Raw genomic sequence first — 17569 nt, forward strand, 5'->3', positions numbered from 1 at the left:
TGGAGCGCACGGCACGGGACGACGCAAGCGCGGAAGACCTCTCGCAAAGCCGCTGTTTCTGCCACGATGCCGATGGGGCAGGGTACGAACGGCTCGCACACGGCCGGCGCGGACCCCAACCTCAGGCCGGGGGGACCTCCAACCGGCACGCCTACGACCAGTGGGAGAGTCACGGTGTACTTCGCCGCACTGCTCGCGCGCACCGAAGACGGGTGGGAAGCGAGCGACATGGAACTCGACGCCGTCGAGTCCTTGAGTGATCTGATCGATCTCGCCCGGTCCGCCGCTGTCGACGACGACACGGTGGTCGCCCTCATCGAGCAGGAGGACGCCTGGTTCGGCGTCATCCGCGTGGACGGCGAGGAGGACCCTCGGTACTTCGTATCGAACGCCTCCGCGGCCGACCGCAGCTCCTACGGCTCGATGCTGACCAAAGAGCTGCTGGGCAGCGAGGAGGAGGACGACGAACTCGACGAACTCGACCTGGACGGCACCGAGGACGGTGAGGGGGACGCCATCGTCGCCTTCACCACCGAGGCCGACGACGCAGACGAAGGGGTCCGTGGCGGCGCCGAGCCGGTACCGGCCGGTCCGCTCGGCGACCCTCGACTGCTCGACGACCTCGGTGTGAGCCACAAGCAACTGATGACCCTCGACGGAGAGGCCCTCTCGGAGATCGCCGAGTCGCTCGGTGCGACCGAGGTCCTGGAGGCCGTCCGCTAGTGATCCACGAGCACCACACGCACCACCCCGGTCCCGACCCCGTACGGGACCCCTGGCGGGACTCCATGCGCCTGGCCCTCCAGGAGGCCGCCCTGGCGGTGCCGGCCGGCGACGTGCCGGTCGGCGCCGTCCTGCTCGGCCCGGACCGGGAGGTCCTGGCCACCGGGCACAACGAGCGCGAAGCGACCGGTGACCCCACGGCACACGCCGAGGTGCTCGCGCTGCGCCGGGCTGCCGCCGGGCTAGGGGAGTGGCGGCTGACCGGGTGCACCCTGGTGGTGACCTTGGAGCCGTGCGTGATGTGCGCGGGCGCCTTGGTGCAGTCCCGGGTGGCCCGGGTCGTCTACGGCGCCGACGACGAGAAGGCGGGCGCGGCGGGGTCGCTGTGGGACCTCGTACGGGACCGCAGGCTCAACCACCGGCCGGAGGTGATCCGCGGCGTCCTCGCGGACGAGTGCGCCCGACAACTGACGGACTTCTTCCGCGACCTCTGACGCCACCACCGACGCGACCACTGGTTGACCTCCGACCCGACCTCCGACTCGACGTCCGACCGTCCGGGGGCGGCTCGCGGCCCGGTCCCGGATACGGATTTCAGAGCACGGCGCTCTTTGGGCTAAGCTCTCTCTCGGTAGCGTGTCCGAGCGGCCGAAGGAGCACGCCTCGAAAGCGTGTGATGGTGCAAGCTATCCGTGGGTTCAAATCCCACCGCTACCGCTCTGATCGAGAGCCCCGCCCCGCAAGGGTCGGGGCTCTCGTCGTTCCCGCCCGGCGGCGCGGCGCCCGAGCGGGAAGCGCTCATACGGCCGCCCTCTCGGAGCTCGTACGGCCGCTCTCCGGGGCACCCGCGTGACCGGGCGCCCGCTCGGCCGTTGTCACGACATGACCAAGACCCAGCGCATGCTCGCCGCCTTCGCCCTCGCGGGGGCCGCCGCGGGCCTCGCCGCACCCGCCGCCTCCGCCGCGCCCATCGCCCCGCTCACCCTGCCGGACCTGCCGCAGGCCGCCCCGGGGATGCCGAAGGGTGCCACGCCCGGCTCCGTCCAGGAGATCGGCGCGAAGCTCAACGACCTCAACCAGCTCAACAGGTTGATGGACCTCCCGAACGACCTCGCGCCGGTGATCGCCCCCGTCCAGCCCCTCACGGACCTGGCCGGCGCCATCGGCTGAGCCGACCGGCGCACCGCCCGGCGTGCACCCCGCCGATCGGCACGCACCCCGCTCGACCGGCCCGACGTCCCTCGACGCCCCCCTCGACACCGCCTCGCCACCCGAACCCGTGACGCGAAGAAGGCCCCGGCCGTAGCCGGGACCTTCACACGTGGACGGGGGAAGCGGCGTCGGGGGACAAGCCGCTCCCCCCGATGAGACGGAACCTGCCGGTCCGATCCGCGGTCAGGGGAAGCCCGCGGCTCGGACCCCGCAGCGAGGCCCTTTTCCCTCACCCGCCGGCTTCCTGCCAGAACCGGTGGGCTCGTGTCCCATCCTGCGTCCTCTCCCGTCACCCCGGGACCGACAAAAGGCCTGTAACGACAGGTCATTGGTCCTTAAAGGGCAGGTGAGTGTCCAAACATGACCGGTTAGACTCACCCGACTCAGCAGGACCGGTTGGGGAGGCCGACACCGCTCGTGGACACCAAGAAGATCGTCATGGGCGCGCTCGTCGTCTTCGCACTCTTCGTGATCATCACTCAACCCGTCAAAGCCGCCGATATGGTCCAAATAGGCTTCCAAGGCATCTCGGATGCCGCCCACGGGATCGGCGAGTTCATGACCGAACTGGTGCGCTGAACCCGTACGCCGAAGCGGATTCCGGGCTTACCGGCCCCCCACTCCGACGGGTGGGGGGCTTTTTGTGTTATCCGTGTTCACGACGAATATCCCGGTATGTCCAATCCATCCACTCTACCCTCAACACGGCGATATCAGGTGCTTGCACAAAGTACGCATCTCTTGTGATGCTATGACCGCTTTTGACGGATAGTTGACTGAAGGGGTGGCGTGACCGTGCCGGCCAGTACTGCGCCTCAGGTGCCACCCCAGCAGGACCCCCAGAGCCCCCAGAACCCTCAGAGTCCCCAGAGCACACAGGAACCTCCGGAGCCGACCGAGCAGCCGCAGCACGACCCCCAGGTCCCCCCGCAGCAGGAGTCCGCGCCGGACGTGCCGGAGGAGCCCCCGGCCGCCCCCAGGCCGCAGAGCAGGGGTGCCGACACCCGAGCCCTGACGCAGGTGCTGTTCGGTCAGCTCAAGAACCTCCAGCCGGGGAGCCGCGACCACGCCCGGGTCCGCGGGGCCCTCATCGAGGCCAACCTTCCCCTCGTCCGGTACGCGGCCGCCCGCTTCCGCAGCCGCAACGAACCGATGGAGGACGTCGTCCAGGTCGGAACGATCGGGCTCATCAACGCGATCGACCGCTTCGACCCCGACCGAGGTGTGCAGTTCCCGACCTTCGCGATGCCCACCGTGGTGGGTGAGATCAAACGATACTTCCGCGACAACGTGCGCACCGTGCACGTCCCGCGCCGCCTCCACGAGCTGTGGGTCCAGGTCAACGCGGCCACCGAGGACCTCACCACGCTGCACGGACGCACTCCCACCACCTCCGAGATCGCCGAGCGCCTGCGCATCACCGAGGACGAGGTGCTGTCCTGCATCGAAGCCGGCCGGAGCTATCACGCAACCTCGCTCGAAGCCGCCCAGGAAGGCGACGGAATGCCCGGCCTGTTGGATCGCCTCGGCTACGAGGACCCCGAACTGGCCGGCGTCGAGCACCGCGACCTGGTCCGCCACCTCCTCGTACAGTTGCCCGAGCGCGAGCAGCGCATCCTGCTGCTGCGGTACTACAACAACCTGACGCAGTCGCAGATCAGCGCCGAGCTGGGGGTTTCCCAGATGCACGTGTCGCGACTGCTCGCCCGGAGCTTCGCGCGCCTGCGATCCGCAAACAGGATCGAGGCGTAACCGGAACGGGTGGAGATCACCTGACGCGTTTCCCGACAGACCGGGCTCATTCCGGTCTGTCGCTGGAGATACATGTCGACATGGCGCTACAGCGCGTTGCCGACATGTGACATTCTGCTGGAACCGCGTTTGCCGCAGCCCCGCCTCCGGTATTCAGGTGGAGGCTGCGTTCCTCCGACGGGCGCGCAGAGAAGCGCGACCGTCCGCGACCTCAAGGGGGTGGCATGTCCGTAGACCAGGGCAGCTCCAAGGTGCTCACGCTCGTCAAGCGTGAACTGCCGGCAGTGTCCAACCGCTCGGAAGCCATCGACACCCGCACGCTCTCCCGCTCCCTCTTCCAGCGACTTGCCGCCCTGGACGTGGACAGCCCCGAACGCGCGTACGTACGAGACACCCTGATCGAGCTGAACCTCCCCTTGGTGCGGTACGCGGCGGCCCGCTTCCGCAGCCGCAACGAGCCGATGGAAGACATCGTCCAGGTGGGCACCATCGGCCTCATCAAGGCGATCGACCGCTTCGATTGCGAACGCGGTGTCGAGTTCCCGACCTTCGCCATGCCGACGGTCGTGGGCGAGATCAAACGATTCTTTAGGGACACTTCCTGGTCCGTGCGCGTCCCGCGCCGCCTCCAGGAGCTGCGTCTGGCCCTCACCAAGGCCAGCGACGAACTCGCGCAGAAGCTCGACCGGTCCCCCACCGTGCCCGAGCTGGCCGCCGTGCTCGGCGTCTCCGAGGAGGACGTGGTCGACGGCCTGGCCGTCGGCAACGCGTACACCGCCTCCTCGCTCGATTCGCCCTCCCCCGAGGACGAGGGCGGCGAGGGCTCCCTCGCCGATCGTCTCGGGTACGAGGACAGCGCGCTCGAAGGGGTCGAGTACCGGGAGTCGCTCAAGCCGCTGCTGGCCAAGCTCCCGCCGCGGGAGCGGCAGATCATCATGCTGCGGTTCTTCGCCAACATGACGCAGTCGCAGATCGGCGAGGAGGTCGGCATCTCCCAGATGCACGTCTCCCGGCTGCTCACGCGCACGCTCGCACAACTGCGGGTCGGCCTCATCGGCGAGTGACCGTCGAACGACCGCTGCCGCTCGCTTCCCATGTGACGGATCGTCAGTAACACTGGCGCGATGCGAACGGGAACCCGCCGGGCGGCAGCACTCACCCTCTGCGGCGCGGTCGCCGTCGCGGCTGCCCTGGGCGGCTGCGGCGGCCCGGCCCGCGGCGGCTACGTCGCCGTTGGGGCGGCCGCGCCCGGCCCGGGTGGGAACGTACCGCCACGCGGCGAGGTGGAGTTCCAGCGGCTCGGCGCCCCGGCGGCGGGCGGCGCCGCCGCGTCGGCCACCAGTGGTACGTCGCCCGGTGCGGGGGACTCGCGGACCCCGGCCGACTCCGCCCGGGGCGGACCCACGTCCACCTCACCCGGCGGCTCCACGCCCTCCGGCGCCTCCCCGGGCGCCGACCCCACCACCACCGCCCCCGGCACCCCCGCGAACCCGGGACCGGGAGCCGGGTCCGGGACGGGACCGGGTTCAGGGACCGGACCGGGGTCAGGGACGGGACCGGGGTCGGGATCGACGTCCTCGCCCACGCCGCCCGCGCCGGGCAGACCCGGCACTCCGCCCCCGGCGCCCGCCGGCCCGGCCCGGCTGACAGTCGGCGTCCCGCTCCGGTCGGCGGCCCCCGACCGCTGGTGCGAGCGCGTCACGGTCACCTTCACCAACACCGGCGGCACAGCCGTCCGCTCGGGCACGGTCGGCTTCGCCACGCACATCATCGGCGCGCTCGGAGTCGACTGGGCCACGATCAGTACGACCCAACCGCTGCCCGCGCCCATCGCGGGCGGCACGTCGAAGACGCAGACCTACACGGTCTGCGTCGAGTCCTGTCGGGTACCCCTCGGAATGCGGGTGGAAACCCGGAACGTCACCGCCACCTGGAGCTGAGTACGCGACACCACGGACCGCACGCCACGACGCCTCGAGACTCCCCGCCGCGAAACCCCACGCCGCGACGCCGCGAGGGGAAGGACTATCCCAGCGCCAGCCAGGCGACCGCCGCGATCACGACGAGTCCGACGAGGCCCAGGCCGATCCACAGGCCGGTCTTCGGGGCCGCCTTCTCCGGCCGGCGCCTGCGGGCTCCCGGCACGGTCGCCCGCACCGGCTCGGCCTCCTCGACGAAAGCCCGGAACATCTGGGTGCTGCCCGCGGGGTCGTAGTTGCCCTCGGGACCTGCCGAGTTGGGGCCTGATGAGTTGTGGTTCGCAGCCATGGCTCCGCACCCTAGCGGGTTTTCCCATCCCCTTTACCGCCCGGCCCCACGAATCCGTTTCCACAGTCCTCCTACACCTGGGACGTCACCGCCGCCCTCCTGTCGATGGCCTCCGCGCGCCCCCCTTGTGGAGCAAGCTGACCGCCCTCGTCCCCCGGCCTGGGTCACCTCGGCGATGACCGGCGGCGCCGTGGTGCTCGGCCTGCCCTTCCTGCGCGTCGAGGCCCGGGCGAGCGACCCATCACCCAGCTGCGCAGTTCCGCGACAAGACCATCGGGCACGGTCTTTTTCAGCCAGTACTTCCGGCTCGCCCCCGGCGAGTCCCCCACGATGTCCGGAATCCTCCCGGTTCCCGTGATCGGCGATCTCTTCGTCCCTTCCACCGTTTCCGGTCGGGTGATCACCACGGCCGGTCGCCGGCAGCCGTGGCTGCCCGCCGGCGGTGCGTTGCTGACGGCCGGCCTCGTAGTCGCCGGGCAGGGCCGCCCGCGAAACGGCAGGGCGCCGCAGACGAGGGTTTCGTCTGCGGCCCCCTGCGTTTCGCGGGTTCGGATCGGATCAGGACCCGCCGGTGGTGGGCGCGGTCAGGTCGTAGAAGGTGGCTCCTCCGACCGTGGTGGCCTTGAAGGTGGTCTTCACCCAACTTTCGATGGCGCCGCTCGTGCCACCGCCCGGACCGAAGACGGCGCGTCGGGAGCCGGTCGTCTCTCCGCCGGCTCCGCCCCGGCCCTGAGCCCGCGGCCTGCCCTGGTCCTGGTACTCGCTCTGCCCGATGAACCAGTGGATACGGCCCGCCTTCACATAGGCCTTGAACTGCTCCAGGGTCGGCGAGGGATCGCTGCCGTTGAAGCCGCCGATCGCCATTACCGGCGCACCGGAGGCAAGTTGATGGCTCGCTGCGTTCTGCGAGCCGACGGCCGCCGCCGCCCACGTGTAGCGCGCGGCGTCGGCCCGCAGTGCGGCAATGGCCTCGGCGCTCGCCTTGGTGCCGTTGAGCAGGCCGCCGGGGCCGCCGCCGGCGGTGCCCCGCGGACCGGTCGGACCGGTCGGACCGGTTCCCCCGGGGGCCTTGCCGCCCGGAGCACCGGGGGGCATCTGTGACCCGCCACCCCGGGTGCCTGGTGGCACGGCGCCGCCGGGGAAGTAGAACGCGCGCGTGCCGCGGCCGCCCGGCCCTCTGCCGCCCGCCACCGCCGGGCCCGCCGTCACGATGGAACCCGTGTGCGGGGTGTTCACCGTGGTCAGGCAGTAGGCGAAGGGTCCCGCCAGCGCAGCGCCGAGCCCGACGCCCGCCACCGCCAACAGCGCCCTGCGACCCAGCGGTGCGGCGAACGGCAGTGCGACGGCCGCGCCGAGCCCCGCGACGAGAACCGTCCAGCGCAGCCACGGCAGATATCCGCCGGCGCGGCCGAGCAGCACGAAGGCCCAGTACGCGGTGAGCGCGAGGGTTCCGGCAAGGGTCAGCGAGGCGGCCCGGCTACCCCGCTCCTCCCACAAGACGGCCACGCCCATGCCGACGAGCGCGGCCACGAACGGCGCGAGGGCCACGGTGTAGTACTCGTGGAAGATCCCCTGCATGTAGCTGAAGATCAGACCGGTGATCAGCAGCGAGCCGCCCCACGCCAGGAAGGCCGCGCGGGCCATGCTCTCCAGCGAATCCGTGGCCCGGCGGGCCCGCCAGGTGATCACCAGCCCGGCGACCAGCATGACGAGGGCCGCCGGGAGCAGCCAGGAGATCTGACCGCCGATGTTGGTCGAGAAGAGCCGGTCGATGCCGGTCTCGCCCCAGCCCCCGCCCGCGCCCCCGCCGGGGCGCCCGCCGCCGACGCTGCCGGTCTCGTTGCCGTTGATCCGACCCAGCCCGTTGTAACCGAAGGTCAGTTCCAGGAAGGAGTTGTTCTGCGAACCTCCGATGTAGGGGCGGGACGCGGCGGGCCAGAGCTCCACCACGGCCACCCACCAGCCGCCCGCCACCACCATCGTGACTCCGGCGAGCAGCAACTGGCCCAACCGCGCGCGCAACCGCGTCGGAGCGCACACCGCGTACAGGACGGCCAGCGGAGGCAGGATCACCAGGGCCTGGAGCGTCTTCGTCAAGAAGGCGAAGCCGACCGCGGCACCGGCCGCCACCAGCCAGCCAGTGCGTGCGCCGTCGAGCGCCCGCAGGACGCAGTACACGGTGACGGTCATCAGCAGGGCGAGCAGCGCGTCGGGGTTGTTGAAGCGGAACATCAAGGCCGCCACGGGCGTCAGTGCGAAGACCGTGCCGCTCAGCAGGGCCGCCACGGGGCCGAACTGGCGCCGTACGGCGGCGTAGAGCACCGCGGTGGTACCGACGCCCATCAGGGCCTGCGGGACGAGGATCTGCCATCCGCCCAACCCGAAGAGCCGCACCGACAGGGCCATCGGCCACAGGGCGGCCGGGGGCTTGTCGACGGTGATGGAGTTTCCGGCGTCGGAGGAGCCGAAGAAGAAGGCCTTCCAGCTCTCGGCACCCGCTTGGACCGCGGCCGAGTAGAAGGAATTCGCGTAGCCCGAGGCACCCAGGTCCCACAGCAGCAGGACCGCGGTGAGGAGCAGGAGCACGGCGTACGCGGGGCGCTCCCAACGGGGCCGACCGGTCGCCGCGGCGGTGGTGGCGACCGGCGGAGCGGGTGGGAACAGGGGCACTGCTGCCGTCGTCATCGGATGTCGTCCTTCGTGGGGTTGCCGCGCCGCTCGGGGAAGACCCAGGCGCGGAAGAGCAGGAAGCGCAGCACGGTGGCGGCGAGGTTGGCGGTGATCAGTACGGCGAGTTCGGTGCTGTGGGCGGGGTCGTTGGCCGCCGCGTCGAGTGCGGCGAGCGAACCGCTGGTCAGGGCGAGACCGATGGCGAAGACCAACAGCCCCTGTGCCTGGTGGCGTACCGCGCGGGCGCGTCCCCTCACCCCGAAGGTGAGCCGGCGGTTGGCGGAGGTGTTGGCGACGGCCGAGAGCAGCAGGGCGGCCGCGTTGGCCACTTGGGGACCGGCCGCCGTCCGGCAGACCGAGTACAGCGCCAGGTAGAGCAGGGTGCTGAGCAGCCCGACCGCGCAAAAGCCGAGGAGCTGGCGGGCCAGCCCCCGCGGTACTCCGGGCAGTGCCGTCCGGTCCCGAGGGTCGTCACCGAAGGGCCGGGCGAGCCGGTCGAGCGGCAGAGCGCCGACTGCGAGCCCCCGGCCGACCCGCCAGACGCCCTTGAGGTCCTCGGCGGCGGTGCGTGCGATGTGGACCGTGGAGTCGGGGTCGTCCACCCAGTCCACCGGGACCTCGTGGATGCGTAGCCCGGCTCGCTCGGCCAGCACCAGCAGCTCCGTGTCGAAGAACCATCCGGAGTCCTGCACCAGTGGCAGCAGCCGTTCGGCGACTTCGCGCCGGATGGCCTTGAACCCGCACTGGGCGTCGCTGAAGCGGGCGGCGAGGGAGGAACGCAGCAAGAGGTTGTAGGCCCGGGAGACGAACTCGCGCTTCGCTCCGCGGACCACGCGGGAGGAGCGCGCGAGCCGGGTGCCGATGGCGAGGTCCGAGTGACCGGAGATCAGCGGGGCGACCAAGGGCAGCAGCGCGTTGAGGTCGGTGGACAGGTCCACGTCCATGTAGGCGAGGACGGGAGCCTCCGAGCGCGACCAGACGGTGCGCAGGGCGCGTCCGCGCCCCTTCTCTTCCAGCCGGGTACTGCGTACCCCCTCCACGGCGGCGGCGAGGGCGGTCGCGACGTCGGGGGTCCGGTCCGTGCTGGCGTTGTCGGCGATGGTGATCCGGAAGGGGTAGGGGAACGTCCTGGTGAGGTGATCGTGGAGTCGGCGCACGCACGGGCCGAGGTCCTTCTCCTCGTTGAACACCGGGATCACCACGTCGAGTACGGGCTCACCGGGCACGGGTGCCAGGTGCCCGCGGGCCGGGAGGGCTTCGGGGCCGGAAGAGGTGTCGGTTGACATGCTCCGACCCTTGTCGGGCGAACTGTCACCGCTGTGTGGTGAGCCTGTGCTCCGTCTGTGAGTCGGTGCGCACCGTCGGTGAGTCGGTGCCCGTCCTGGCGTGCGCGAGGGGCAGGACGACCTCGAAGCAGGTCCGGCCGGGTCGGCTGTGGACCTCGACCCGCCCGCCGTGGGCGGTGACGACGGCCTGGACGATGGCGAGTCCGAGACCGGTGGAGCCCGCCGCCCGGGACCGGGACGCGTCGCCGCGGGCGAACCGCTCGAAGACGTGCGGGAGCAACTCGGCCGGTATGCCCGGCCCGTTGTCCTCGACCCGGAGGCGGACGAGCGGTGTTTCACGTGAAACACCGGACCCCTTGGGGCTTGTTTCACGTGAAACATGTGCGGTGACGGTGGTGCCCGGTGGGGTGTGGGTGCGTGCGTTGGCGAGGAGGTTCACCAGGACCTGTTGGAGACGGGCCGGGTCGGCCCGGATGGTCGCGGGTTCGTCCGGGAGCTCCAGCCGCCAGTGGTGTTCGGGACCGGCGGCCCGGGCGTCGCTGACGGCGTCGACGACGAGGGGGGCGAGGTCGGTGGGGGTGTCACCGGTGACGAGCGGCCGCCCGGCGTCCAGCCGGGCCAGCAACAGCAGGTCTTCGACCAGGCCGGTCATCCGGGTGGCTTCGGACTCGATGCGGCCCAGGGCGTGGCGGGTGTCCGGTCCGGGCTCCTCGTGGCCCCGGCGGGTCAGCTCGGCGTAGCCCCGGATCGAGGCCAAAGGGGTACGCAGCTCGTGGCTGGCGTCGGCCACGAATTGACGTACTCGGGTTTCGCTCTGCTGCCGCGCGGTGAGGGCGGAGGAGACATGCCCCAGCATCCGGTTCAGCGCCGCTCCGACCTGACCGATCTCGGTACGGGGGTCGGCTTCGGCGTCGGGCACCCGCTCGTGGAGGGCCGGCTCACCGCTGTGCAGGGGGAGTTCGGAGACCCGGGTGGCGGTGACGGCCACTCGCCGCAACGGGCGCAGCGCCACACCGACCAGCGCCTGACCGGCGAGGGAGGCCGCGATCAGGCCGGCCAGGGTCGCGAAGACCTCCACCGCGATCAGCGTCCGCACGGTGGAGTCGACTTCACCGAGCCGAAAGCCGAGGACGAGGCTTCCGTCGGGAGCGGTGAGTACCCGATAGCTCCCGAGCTCGGGCAGGTCCAGGTCATGCGGGCCGGACCGGCCTTGAGCCGCCTTGCGGGCGGCCTTCTTCAAAGCCGCGGTCTGGGCTTCGGTGAGGGGCTGGCGGTGGTCGAGCTCGGGGCCGCCGACTGCGGCGTTGCGGGCGCTGCCGATGACCTTGCCGTTCTCGTCGAGCCTGATGCCGGCCGCGTCCGGCGGGGTCCCGGCGAGCACGAAGCCGAGGTTGCCCTCCCGGGCCGCTTTGCCGGCGCCGGGACCCCGAGTGGCCATCGTGATGGAGGTGCGCAGCTGGTTGTCGAGTTGCTCGACCAGGTACTGGCGCAGGGCGAAGGTGGTGACGGTGCCGATGGCCGCGCCGACGACCGCGATCAGCGCCACCGCCGCCAGGACGAGCCGGGACCGCAGCGACCAAGGCCGCCGTGTCCGACTCCGCCTGACCCGCGCGGAGGGAGCCTCGACGGACCGGTGGTTCGCGGTGGGACGGGCCGGGGCGTCATCGTCGTCACTCGCGGCGGGACGGTCGGGCCCGAAGGCGAGGTGACGCCGCCCGACGCGCCCCCCGCGCCCGCGCCCGGGAAGACGTACGGCCACTACTCGGCCGGCTTGATCAGGTAGCCGGCGCCCCGCCGGGTGTGGATCATCGGCGGCCATCCCGGACCGCTCTCCAGCTTGCGCCGCAGGTAGGAGATGTACAGCTCGACCACATTGGCCTGGCCGCCGAAGTCGTAGGACCACACCCGGTCCAGGATCTGCGCCTTGCTCAGGACCCGGCGCGGGTTGCGCATCAGGTAGCGCAGCAGCTCGAACTCCGTGGCGGTCAGGTGGACCTCCTGGCCGCCACGGGTCACCTCGTGGCTGTCCTCGTCCAGCCGGAGGTCACCGACGGCCAGGACCGAGCCGCCGCGGGCCGCTTGCGCCGCGCCCGAGCGGCGGACCAGGCCGCGCAGCCTGGCCACGACCTCCTCCAGGCTGAACGGCTTGGTGACGTAGTCGTCGCCGCCCGCCGTCAGCCCGGCGATGCGGTCCTCCACGGAGTCCTTGGCGGTCAGGAACAGCACCGGCACGTGCGGGAGCTCCCGGCGCAGCCGGCCGAGCACGGCGAGGCCGTCCATGTCCGGGAGCATGATGTCGAGGAGCACCACGTCCGGGCGGAATTCCCGCGCGGTCCGCACCGCGGCGGCCCCGTCACCGGCGCTGCGGACCTCGCACCCCTCGTAGCGCAGGGCCATGGACAGGAGTTCGGAGAGCGCGGCCTCGTCGTCGACGACGAGCACCCGGCACGGGCCGCCGTCGGGCCGGACGAGGGCAGTGTGCTTGCCGGTGGACGTGGACGCTTGGGAGGTGGTCGTCGCGGTCATGCGTACACGCTGGACGGCACCTCTGAGAGCGTTCTTGCCCCTGCCTGTGAATTTCCTGAGAACCGGGGACCGGCGCGTCCTGGCCGTTCCGGTTCAGGTCAGGCGGAAGAGCCGCACACCGTTGTCGTGGCAAACCGCCCGCAGCCAGTCGTCCCCGAGGCCGAGCCGTTCGAGAGCGGCCAGCTGGTGCTCGTAGGGATAGGGGATGTTCGGGAAGTCGGTGCCGAGCAGAATCCGGTGGCCGAGGTCCGCTAGCCGCCCGAGGCCGGCCGCCGGGAAGCCGCCGAACTGCTCGGAGAAGTCGGTGAAGGCCATGGTGGTGTCGAGGCGGACCTCGGGGTACCGGTCGGCCAGGTCGAGGAAGTCGACGTATTCCGGCATGCCCATGTGCGCGATGATCAGGGGCAACCGGGGGTGCCGGGCCAGCAGGCGTGCGATTGGTTCCGGACCGGTGTGCTTCCCCGCCACCGGCCCCGAGCCACAGTGGATCACGGTCGGGACGGCGGCCTCGGCCAACAGCCCCCAGACCGGCCGGAGCCGTTCGTCGTTCGGGTCGTATGCGCCGACCTGGAGGTGCGCCTTGAAGATCCGGGCTCCCGCGTCGACGGCCTGGCCGACGTACTCCGCCACGCCCTCCTCCGGGAAGAAGGTCGCGGTGTGCAGGCAGTCGGGCGTCCGCGCGGCGAAGTCCGCGGCCCACGCGTTGAGCCAGGCGGCCATCGCCGGCTTGTGCGGGTAGAGCATGGCGGTGAAGGCCCGTACACCGAAAGCGCGCAGCAGCGCGACCCGCTGATCCTCCTCGTGCCGGTAGGTGATCGGCCACTCGACTCCGGTCAGCGGGCCGACGGCGTCGAAGTAGTCCCACACCTTGTCCAGGACCCGCTCGGGCATGAAGTGCGTGTGCACGTCGACCAGCCCGGGCAGTCCGAGCCGGTCACGGAAGGCGCGGACCGCCTCAACCGTCGTCGCGGACAAAACCGTGGCTCCGTTCGACCGTGGCGACGTGCAGCGTGTAGCTCTCGTACCAGTGGGCGCGGCCGTGCTCGATCGCGGCCCGGTGTTCCAGGTCCTCCCGCCAAGCGGAGAGGGAATCGTGGTCGCGGAAGTAGGCGACGGTGATGCCGAGGCCGCCGGGAGTGCGTGCGGACTCGTGGCCGAGGAACCCGGGGTTGCCCCGGACGATCTCTGCCATCCGGGCATTGGTCTGTGGGTATCCGCTGTCGTCGGAGGTGCGGACGCTCGTGAAAACGGCCATCACGTAAGGCGGTTCGTACGCGGGTAGGGGGTGGGTGCTCATGGCAACCACCCTCCGTGGCGGCCCTTCGCGTGTCCACCCGAAAGGGGGCCGCAGGGCCAAAGGGATCCAAGTTTTGACCTTGGTACCTCCCGGTCGGGACTCGGCCGGGGCGCCCGGTCCGGGCACCGAGGGGGCCGTCGGCGGTCGGGGGCCGGTCGGCGGTCGGGGGCCCGGCCCGGTCAGAACAGCCCGTCCTGCTCGGCGTCGGTGGGCGGCGCGATCACCGCCACCGGCACGTCGGTGACGGCGTTCCCCGGCGCGGCCACCAGTTCCCAGCCGGCCAAGAGTCGGGTGTCCACCACGAGCCCGTCCGCGAAGTGCAGGTCCGGCCCGGCCGCGCCGACCAGCAGCCCGGCCACGGCCCCGCCCGCCGCCAGCTCGGCGACCACCCCCGTCGGCGTGGGGAGCGCGTCCAACCCGAAGGCGGCCGCGTGGTCGACGACTTCACAGCCCACCGGCTCCAGGGACTCCGGCCACCCGGGCAGCGCCACGGCACGGGCGTGCAGTTCCGCTACCTCCCGGGCCCGTTCGGCCGGCGGCGGCAGGTGGGCCCGTACCGCTCGCTTGCGGGCGTAGGCGATCCGGTCCGGGACCCCGAGAACCGCCCGCAGGAGTTCCTCGGTGCGCCGCGCGGCCATCAGCGGGCCGCGCCCCAACCAGGCCCAGGTCACGGCTCCCTGTTCCAGCAGCCGGGCCGACCCCCGCTCCTCGGCGGTGATGCCGACCTTGATCAGGCCGGCGCCGAACCAGGCGAGGTACACGCGGTAGGGCCGCGGATCGGCGGCGTTGGTGTCGGCGGCCACGGAGAAGGACCGATCCAACCGTGCGCACTCGGGGCACTGGGCGCTCCCCGTCCGCCCCGGCACCGTCCGGCGCGCGGGACACGGCGTCCGCTTTCCCGCCCGCCGTACTCCCAGACAGTGCCGCTCGCCCCGGGCGACGAAAGCCAGCCGCTGTCCGTAGCCGAGCAGGCTTTCGCGCTCGGCGCGGTCGACTGCGTACCAGCCGACGCCGGGCCGCCCGTCCTGCCACCGGATGCCGGTGCACCACCAGGTCACAGCGGGAGCGGCCGCTCGAAGAAGGTCTCCAGGACGACGGTGGCCTGCGTTCCGCTGACGCCGTCGATGGCGTACAGGCGGCGCAGCACGTCTTGCAGCTGCTCGGTCGAGCCCGTGCGCACCTTGACGAGCACGGAGGCGCTGCCGGCGATGATGTGCGCCTCCTGGATCTCCGCGATGTCCTCGAACGCGGCCCTGGAATCCCCCATCCAGGCATTCGAATCGACCATCACGTAGGCCAGGACACCGCTCCCGACGGCCGCCGGTTCCACGTCGACCGTGGTCCGCCGGATGACTCCGCGGTCCCGCAGTTTCCGTACGCGTTCGTGCGTGGCCCCCGCCGAGAGCCCGACCGCCGCGCCGAGGGCGGCGTACGACTGGCCCGCGTCCTGCTGGAGCCGCTGGAGCAGCGCCCGGTCGATGTCGTCCACGCCATCTTCCCCTCATCCACCCATCAACACTTGCGAAGACAGTACCTGATCCTGCAATCTCGACCTCGCACCGAACAGAATTCGGATCACTCGACCATCGGGGGAAAGATGTCATCCATAGCGGACGCCACTCTGTACGAGATTCTGGACGATCGCTTCCGTACGGGCCGCTGCGCCAACGGTGACGACCGGCTGCAGCGGCTCTACGACGACTGCCGCTGGGCGGAGGGCCCCCTCTACCTGCCGGCGTGGCGACAGGCGGTATGGAGCGACATCCCCAACGACCGGATGTTGCGCTGGGACGAGGCCACCGGCGCCGTCTCGGTGTTTCGCACCGGCGCCGGGCACCCCAACGGCAACACCCTCGACCGCGAAGGCCGCCTGATCACCTGCGAGCAGGGCAACCGACGCGTCACCCGCACCGAACCCGACGGAACCCTCACGGTGATCGCCGAGCGGTGGGACGGCAAGCGCCTCAACAGTCCGAACGACGCGGTGGTGCGCTCCGACGGCTCGATCTGGTTCTCGGACCCGGACTTCGGCATCACCAGCGACTACGAGGGCCGGCGCGCGCCGAGCGAGATCGGCGCCTGCAACCTCTACCGCGCCGACCCGTCGACGGGCGAGGTCCGCCTGGTCGCGGACGACTTCCTCGGCCCGAACGGCCTCGTCTTCTCCCCGGACGAGAGCGAGCTCTACGCGGCGGACACCCGAGCGGGCCACATCCGCGCCTTCGAGGTCACCGAAACGGGAACCCTGACGAACGACCGCGTCTTCGCCGCCTGCCCCTCGGTCGACAACATCCGCTTCGATGACGACGGCCGGCTGTGGGCGGCCGCGATGCGGGACGGCGTCCGCTGCTACGCGCCGGACGGCGACCTCATCGGCCGGCTGCGCGTCCCCGAGCCGGTCTCGAACATCGCCTTCGGCGGACCGAAGAACAACCGCCTCTTCATCACCGCCACCACCTCGCTCTACTCCCTGGTCCTCTCGATGACCGGCCTGCCCCGCGTCCACCGAGCCTGACTCCAGCGGAAACAACGCAAGAGGCCCCCCGGCGAACCGGGGGGCCTCTTCGGCTGTGCACTCGGCAGGATTCGAACCTGCAACCTTCTGATCCGTAGTCAGATGCTCTATCCGTTAAGCTACGAGTGCTTGGGCTGTTCGGGGTTTTGCGCCCCGTTGGCCTTGCGAGAACAACAATACATGGACCACGGCGGGACGCGAAATCCATTAGCCCCACCGCTGCTGACCTGCGGAAACAGCGTGGAGGGAGATCATCCGGAGGCCTCCGGACGGCTCCCGGGAACCGGCCCGGTACCCCTCCCGGGGCGTTCGAAACACGAAGAAGCCCCGGTCCTCATGGACCGGGGCTTCTTCGAGGTGCGGAGGCGGAGGGATTTGAACCCTCGATGGGGGGTAAGCCCCAAACCGCATTAGCAGTGCGGCGCCATAGACCGGACTAGGCGACGCCTCCAGCACACCCTCGCGTACGAGGGTGCGTGCAGATGATGACACAGGCGCGGGGCCGGTCACCAATCCGCTCCCACGGTACAAGGAACGACGGGCCCGGGGCAAAGTCTTAAGGGCATCCACCAGCCGAAGCGCCGACGCTCCCGAAGCGGCCGCGAGAACCGCTCGCGCGGCCCCGGCCGGCCGCCTCGAACAGCCGCGTACCGCCGGGTGCCGCCGGGTGCCGCCGGGTGCCGCGTCGAACGGTCGCGTGCCGCCGTGGGCCGCAGGGACACGTACACGTACACGCGCACGCGTCGGCCCGGACGCAACGTCGGGGCGCGCGGGTCGTTGGTGAGGCGTACGACGTACGGACGACCTGGAGTGCCCATGCTGCGTCTCGCCGCCTTCGCCGTCACCTCCGCCCTGGCCGCCGCGGCCGCCGGGCCGCTGCCACCCCTGCCGTTGGAGCGGCTGCTGTCGACCCCGGACCGGCTCGGCATCGCCGTGTCCGACACCGGCAACCCGCGCACGGACGGCGAGTACCGGCTGGAGTGCGACCCGGTCGGCGGGAACCACCCGAAGGCGGAGGAGGCCTGCGCCCGCCTCGACACACTCGCACGGGAGGGCAAGGACCCCTTCGCCCCCGTTTCCAAGCGTCAGATGTGCACGATGGTCGACGGCGGCCCGGCCACCGCCCGGATCACCGGAACGTGGCACGGCAAAAAGGTGGACGCCACCTTCCGGCGGAGGAACGGATGCGACATCGCCCGGTGGAAGACCCTGGAACCTGTGCTTCCGAGTGGGCGCTCCTGACCTGGGAGGATGTCAAGGATGTGCGGTATCCGCCCCTCATCGGCCCTCCCGCCGCGGGGCGGTGCCCTTAGACTCCTC

18 protein-coding genes and 3 tRNA genes are annotated in these 17569 nt (G+C 71.2%); 10 read left to right on the forward strand and 11 right to left on the reverse strand.

Annotated features, from left to right (window positions below; all coding sequences use genetic code 11):
* The first annotated feature begins 174 nt into the window (after nucleotides 1-174).
* The 8 genes from ACV7NM_RS15900 to ACV7NM_RS15935 all read left to right on the forward strand — a co-directional run bounded on the left by ACV7NM_RS15900 (nucleotide 175) and on the right by ACV7NM_RS15935 (nucleotide 5627).
* Nucleotides 175-723: a tRNA adenosine deaminase-associated protein gene (locus tag ACV7NM_RS15900; RefSeq protein WP_463410885.1), complete on the forward strand. Its 549-nt coding sequence runs from the start codon at nucleotides 175-177 to the stop codon at nucleotides 721-723.
* Between the two features lie 65 nt (nucleotides 724-788).
* On the forward strand, nucleotides 789-1217 hold the full coding sequence (tadA, locus tag ACV7NM_RS15905) for a tRNA adenosine(34) deaminase TadA (RefSeq protein ID WP_463413956.1): 429 nt from the start codon (nucleotides 789-791) through the stop codon (nucleotides 1215-1217).
* Between the two features lie 136 nt (nucleotides 1218-1353).
* Nucleotides 1354-1440, forward strand: a tRNA-Ser gene (locus ACV7NM_RS15910).
* Between the two features lie 165 nt (nucleotides 1441-1605).
* A complete protein-coding gene (locus ACV7NM_RS15915; protein WP_136210529.1) occupies nucleotides 1606-1893 on the forward strand; it encodes a hypothetical protein in 288 nt (95 codons plus the stop codon).
* 459 nt (nucleotides 1894-2352) lie between these two features.
* Complete coding sequence (locus tag ACV7NM_RS15920; RefSeq protein ID WP_168713923.1) at nucleotides 2353-2514, forward strand: hypothetical protein; 162 nt, start codon at nucleotides 2353-2355, stop codon at nucleotides 2512-2514.
* A 372-nt stretch (nucleotides 2515-2886) separates the two neighbouring features.
* Nucleotides 2887-3687, forward strand: coding sequence for an RNA polymerase sigma factor SigF (locus ACV7NM_RS15925; RefSeq protein WP_463410886.1), 801 nt, complete (start codon nucleotides 2887-2889; stop codon nucleotides 3685-3687).
* Nucleotides 3688-3911: 224 nt separating this feature from the next.
* Nucleotides 3912-4751 (forward strand): RNA polymerase sigma factor SigF, encoded by an 840-nt coding sequence (locus tag ACV7NM_RS15930; RefSeq protein ID WP_190185484.1) that lies wholly within the window; start codon nucleotides 3912-3914, stop codon nucleotides 4749-4751.
* A gap of 60 nt (nucleotides 4752-4811) precedes the next feature.
* Nucleotides 4812-5627, forward strand: coding sequence for a hypothetical protein (locus ACV7NM_RS15935; protein ID WP_463410887.1), 816 nt, complete (start codon nucleotides 4812-4814; stop codon nucleotides 5625-5627).
* 85 nt (nucleotides 5628-5712) lie between these two features.
* Here the strand turns inward: ACV7NM_RS15935 and ACV7NM_RS15940 are convergent, their stop codons facing one another.
* The 9 genes from ACV7NM_RS15940 to ACV7NM_RS15980 all read right to left on the reverse strand — a co-directional run bounded on the left by ACV7NM_RS15940 (nucleotide 5713) and on the right by ACV7NM_RS15980 (nucleotide 15223).
* Nucleotides 5713-5955 (reverse strand): hypothetical protein, encoded by a 243-nt coding sequence (locus ACV7NM_RS15940; protein ID WP_463410888.1) that lies wholly within the window; start codon nucleotides 5953-5955, stop codon nucleotides 5713-5715.
* 558 nt (nucleotides 5956-6513) lie between these two features.
* Complete coding sequence (locus tag ACV7NM_RS15945; RefSeq protein ID WP_463410889.1) at nucleotides 6514-8640, reverse strand: ArnT family glycosyltransferase; 2127 nt, start codon at nucleotides 8638-8640, stop codon at nucleotides 6514-6516.
* Entirely contained in the window at nucleotides 8637-9911 is a 1275-nt protein-coding gene (locus tag ACV7NM_RS15950; RefSeq protein ID WP_463410890.1) for a bifunctional glycosyltransferase family 2/GtrA family protein, read from the reverse strand. The genes ACV7NM_RS15945 and ACV7NM_RS15950 overlap by 4 nt, the downstream gene beginning before the upstream one ends.
* 25 nt (nucleotides 9912-9936) lie before the next feature.
* Nucleotides 9937-11457: a sensor histidine kinase gene (locus ACV7NM_RS15955; RefSeq protein ID WP_463410891.1), complete on the reverse strand. Its 1521-nt coding sequence runs from the start codon at nucleotides 11455-11457 to the stop codon at nucleotides 9937-9939.
* Nucleotides 11458-11669: 212 nt separating this feature from the next.
* Nucleotides 11670-12437 (reverse strand): response regulator transcription factor, encoded by a 768-nt coding sequence (locus tag ACV7NM_RS15960; protein WP_136210515.1) that lies wholly within the window; start codon nucleotides 12435-12437, stop codon nucleotides 11670-11672.
* Nucleotides 12438-12530: 93 nt separating this feature from the next.
* Complete coding sequence (locus ACV7NM_RS15965; RefSeq protein WP_463410892.1) at nucleotides 12531-13412, reverse strand: amidohydrolase family protein; 882 nt, start codon at nucleotides 13410-13412, stop codon at nucleotides 12531-12533.
* Nucleotides 13393-13734: an antibiotic biosynthesis monooxygenase family protein gene (locus ACV7NM_RS15970; protein ID WP_463410893.1), complete on the reverse strand. Its 342-nt coding sequence runs from the start codon at nucleotides 13732-13734 to the stop codon at nucleotides 13393-13395. The genes ACV7NM_RS15965 and ACV7NM_RS15970 overlap by 20 nt, the downstream gene beginning before the upstream one ends.
* Before the next feature lie 179 nt (nucleotides 13735-13913).
* Nucleotides 13914-14792 (reverse strand): DUF2797 domain-containing protein, encoded by an 879-nt coding sequence (locus ACV7NM_RS15975; RefSeq protein ID WP_463410894.1) that lies wholly within the window; start codon nucleotides 14790-14792, stop codon nucleotides 13914-13916.
* Entirely contained in the window at nucleotides 14789-15223 is a 435-nt protein-coding gene (locus tag ACV7NM_RS15980; protein ID WP_463410895.1) for an Lrp/AsnC family transcriptional regulator, read from the reverse strand. The genes ACV7NM_RS15975 and ACV7NM_RS15980 overlap by 4 nt, the downstream gene beginning before the upstream one ends.
* A gap of 108 nt (nucleotides 15224-15331) precedes the next feature.
* On the opposite strand from ACV7NM_RS15980, the gene ACV7NM_RS15985 reads away from it, so the two are divergent.
* Nucleotides 15332-16249 carry an SMP-30/gluconolactonase/LRE family protein gene (locus ACV7NM_RS15985; RefSeq protein ID WP_463410896.1) on the forward strand — a complete coding sequence of 306 codons (918 nt, stop codon included), beginning with the start codon at nucleotides 15332-15334 and terminating at the stop codon, nucleotides 16247-16249.
* 56 nt (nucleotides 16250-16305) lie between these two features.
* Here the strand turns inward: ACV7NM_RS15985 and ACV7NM_RS15990 are convergent.
* Together ACV7NM_RS15990 and ACV7NM_RS15995 are read right to left on the reverse strand one after the other, a co-directional pair.
* Nucleotides 16306-16378: transfer RNA gene (locus tag ACV7NM_RS15990), tRNA-Arg, on the reverse strand.
* A 231-nt stretch (nucleotides 16379-16609) separates the two neighbouring features.
* Nucleotides 16610-16700 (reverse strand) — tRNA-Ser (locus ACV7NM_RS15995).
* A 365-nt stretch (nucleotides 16701-17065) separates the two neighbouring features.
* On the opposite strand from ACV7NM_RS15995, the gene ACV7NM_RS16000 reads away from it, so the two are divergent.
* Nucleotides 17066-17491 carry an SSI family serine proteinase inhibitor gene (locus tag ACV7NM_RS16000; protein ID WP_463410897.1) on the forward strand — a complete coding sequence of 142 codons (426 nt, stop codon included), beginning with the start codon at nucleotides 17066-17068 and terminating at the stop codon, nucleotides 17489-17491.
* Nucleotides 17492-17569 lie beyond the last annotated feature (78 nt).

Source organism: Streptomyces sp. Tek67B01, assembly GCF_055231995.1.

Bases quoted from the DNA above. Each gene is read 5' to 3' on its own strand.
- ACV7NM_RS15985 (WP_463410896.1), top strand. From the start codon at position 15,332: ATGTCATCCATAGCGGACGCCACTCTGTACGAGATTCTGGACGATCGC.
- ACV7NM_RS15915 (WP_136210529.1), top strand. From the start codon at position 1,606: ATGACCAAGACCCAGCGCATGCTCGCCGCCTTCGCCCTCGCGGGGGCC.
- ACV7NM_RS15940 (WP_463410888.1), bottom strand. From the start codon at position 5,955: ATGGCTGCGAACCACAACTCATCAGGCCCCAACTCGGCAGGTCCCGAG.
- ACV7NM_RS15960 (WP_136210515.1), bottom strand. From the start codon at position 12,437: ATGACCGCGACGACCACCTCCCAAGCGTCCACGTCCACCGGCAAGCAC.
- ACV7NM_RS16000 (WP_463410897.1), top strand. From the start codon at position 17,066: ATGCTGCGTCTCGCCGCCTTCGCCGTCACCTCCGCCCTGGCCGCCGCG.
- ACV7NM_RS15935 (WP_463410887.1), top strand. From the start codon at position 4,812: ATGCGAACGGGAACCCGCCGGGCGGCAGCACTCACCCTCTGCGGCGCG.
- ACV7NM_RS15970 (WP_463410893.1), bottom strand. From the start codon at position 13,734: ATGAGCACCCACCCCCTACCCGCGTACGAACCGCCTTACGTGATGGCC.
- ACV7NM_RS15950 (WP_463410890.1), bottom strand. From the start codon at position 9,911: ATGTCAACCGACACCTCTTCCGGCCCCGAAGCCCTCCCGGCCCGCGGG.
- ACV7NM_RS15930 (WP_190185484.1), top strand. From the start codon at position 3,912: ATGTCCGTAGACCAGGGCAGCTCCAAGGTGCTCACGCTCGTCAAGCGT.
- ACV7NM_RS15945 (WP_463410889.1), bottom strand. From the start codon at position 8,640: ATGACGACGGCAGCAGTGCCCCTGTTCCCACCCGCTCCGCCGGTCGCC.
- tadA (WP_463413956.1), top strand. From the start codon at position 789: ATGCGCCTGGCCCTCCAGGAGGCCGCCCTGGCGGTGCCGGCCGGCGAC.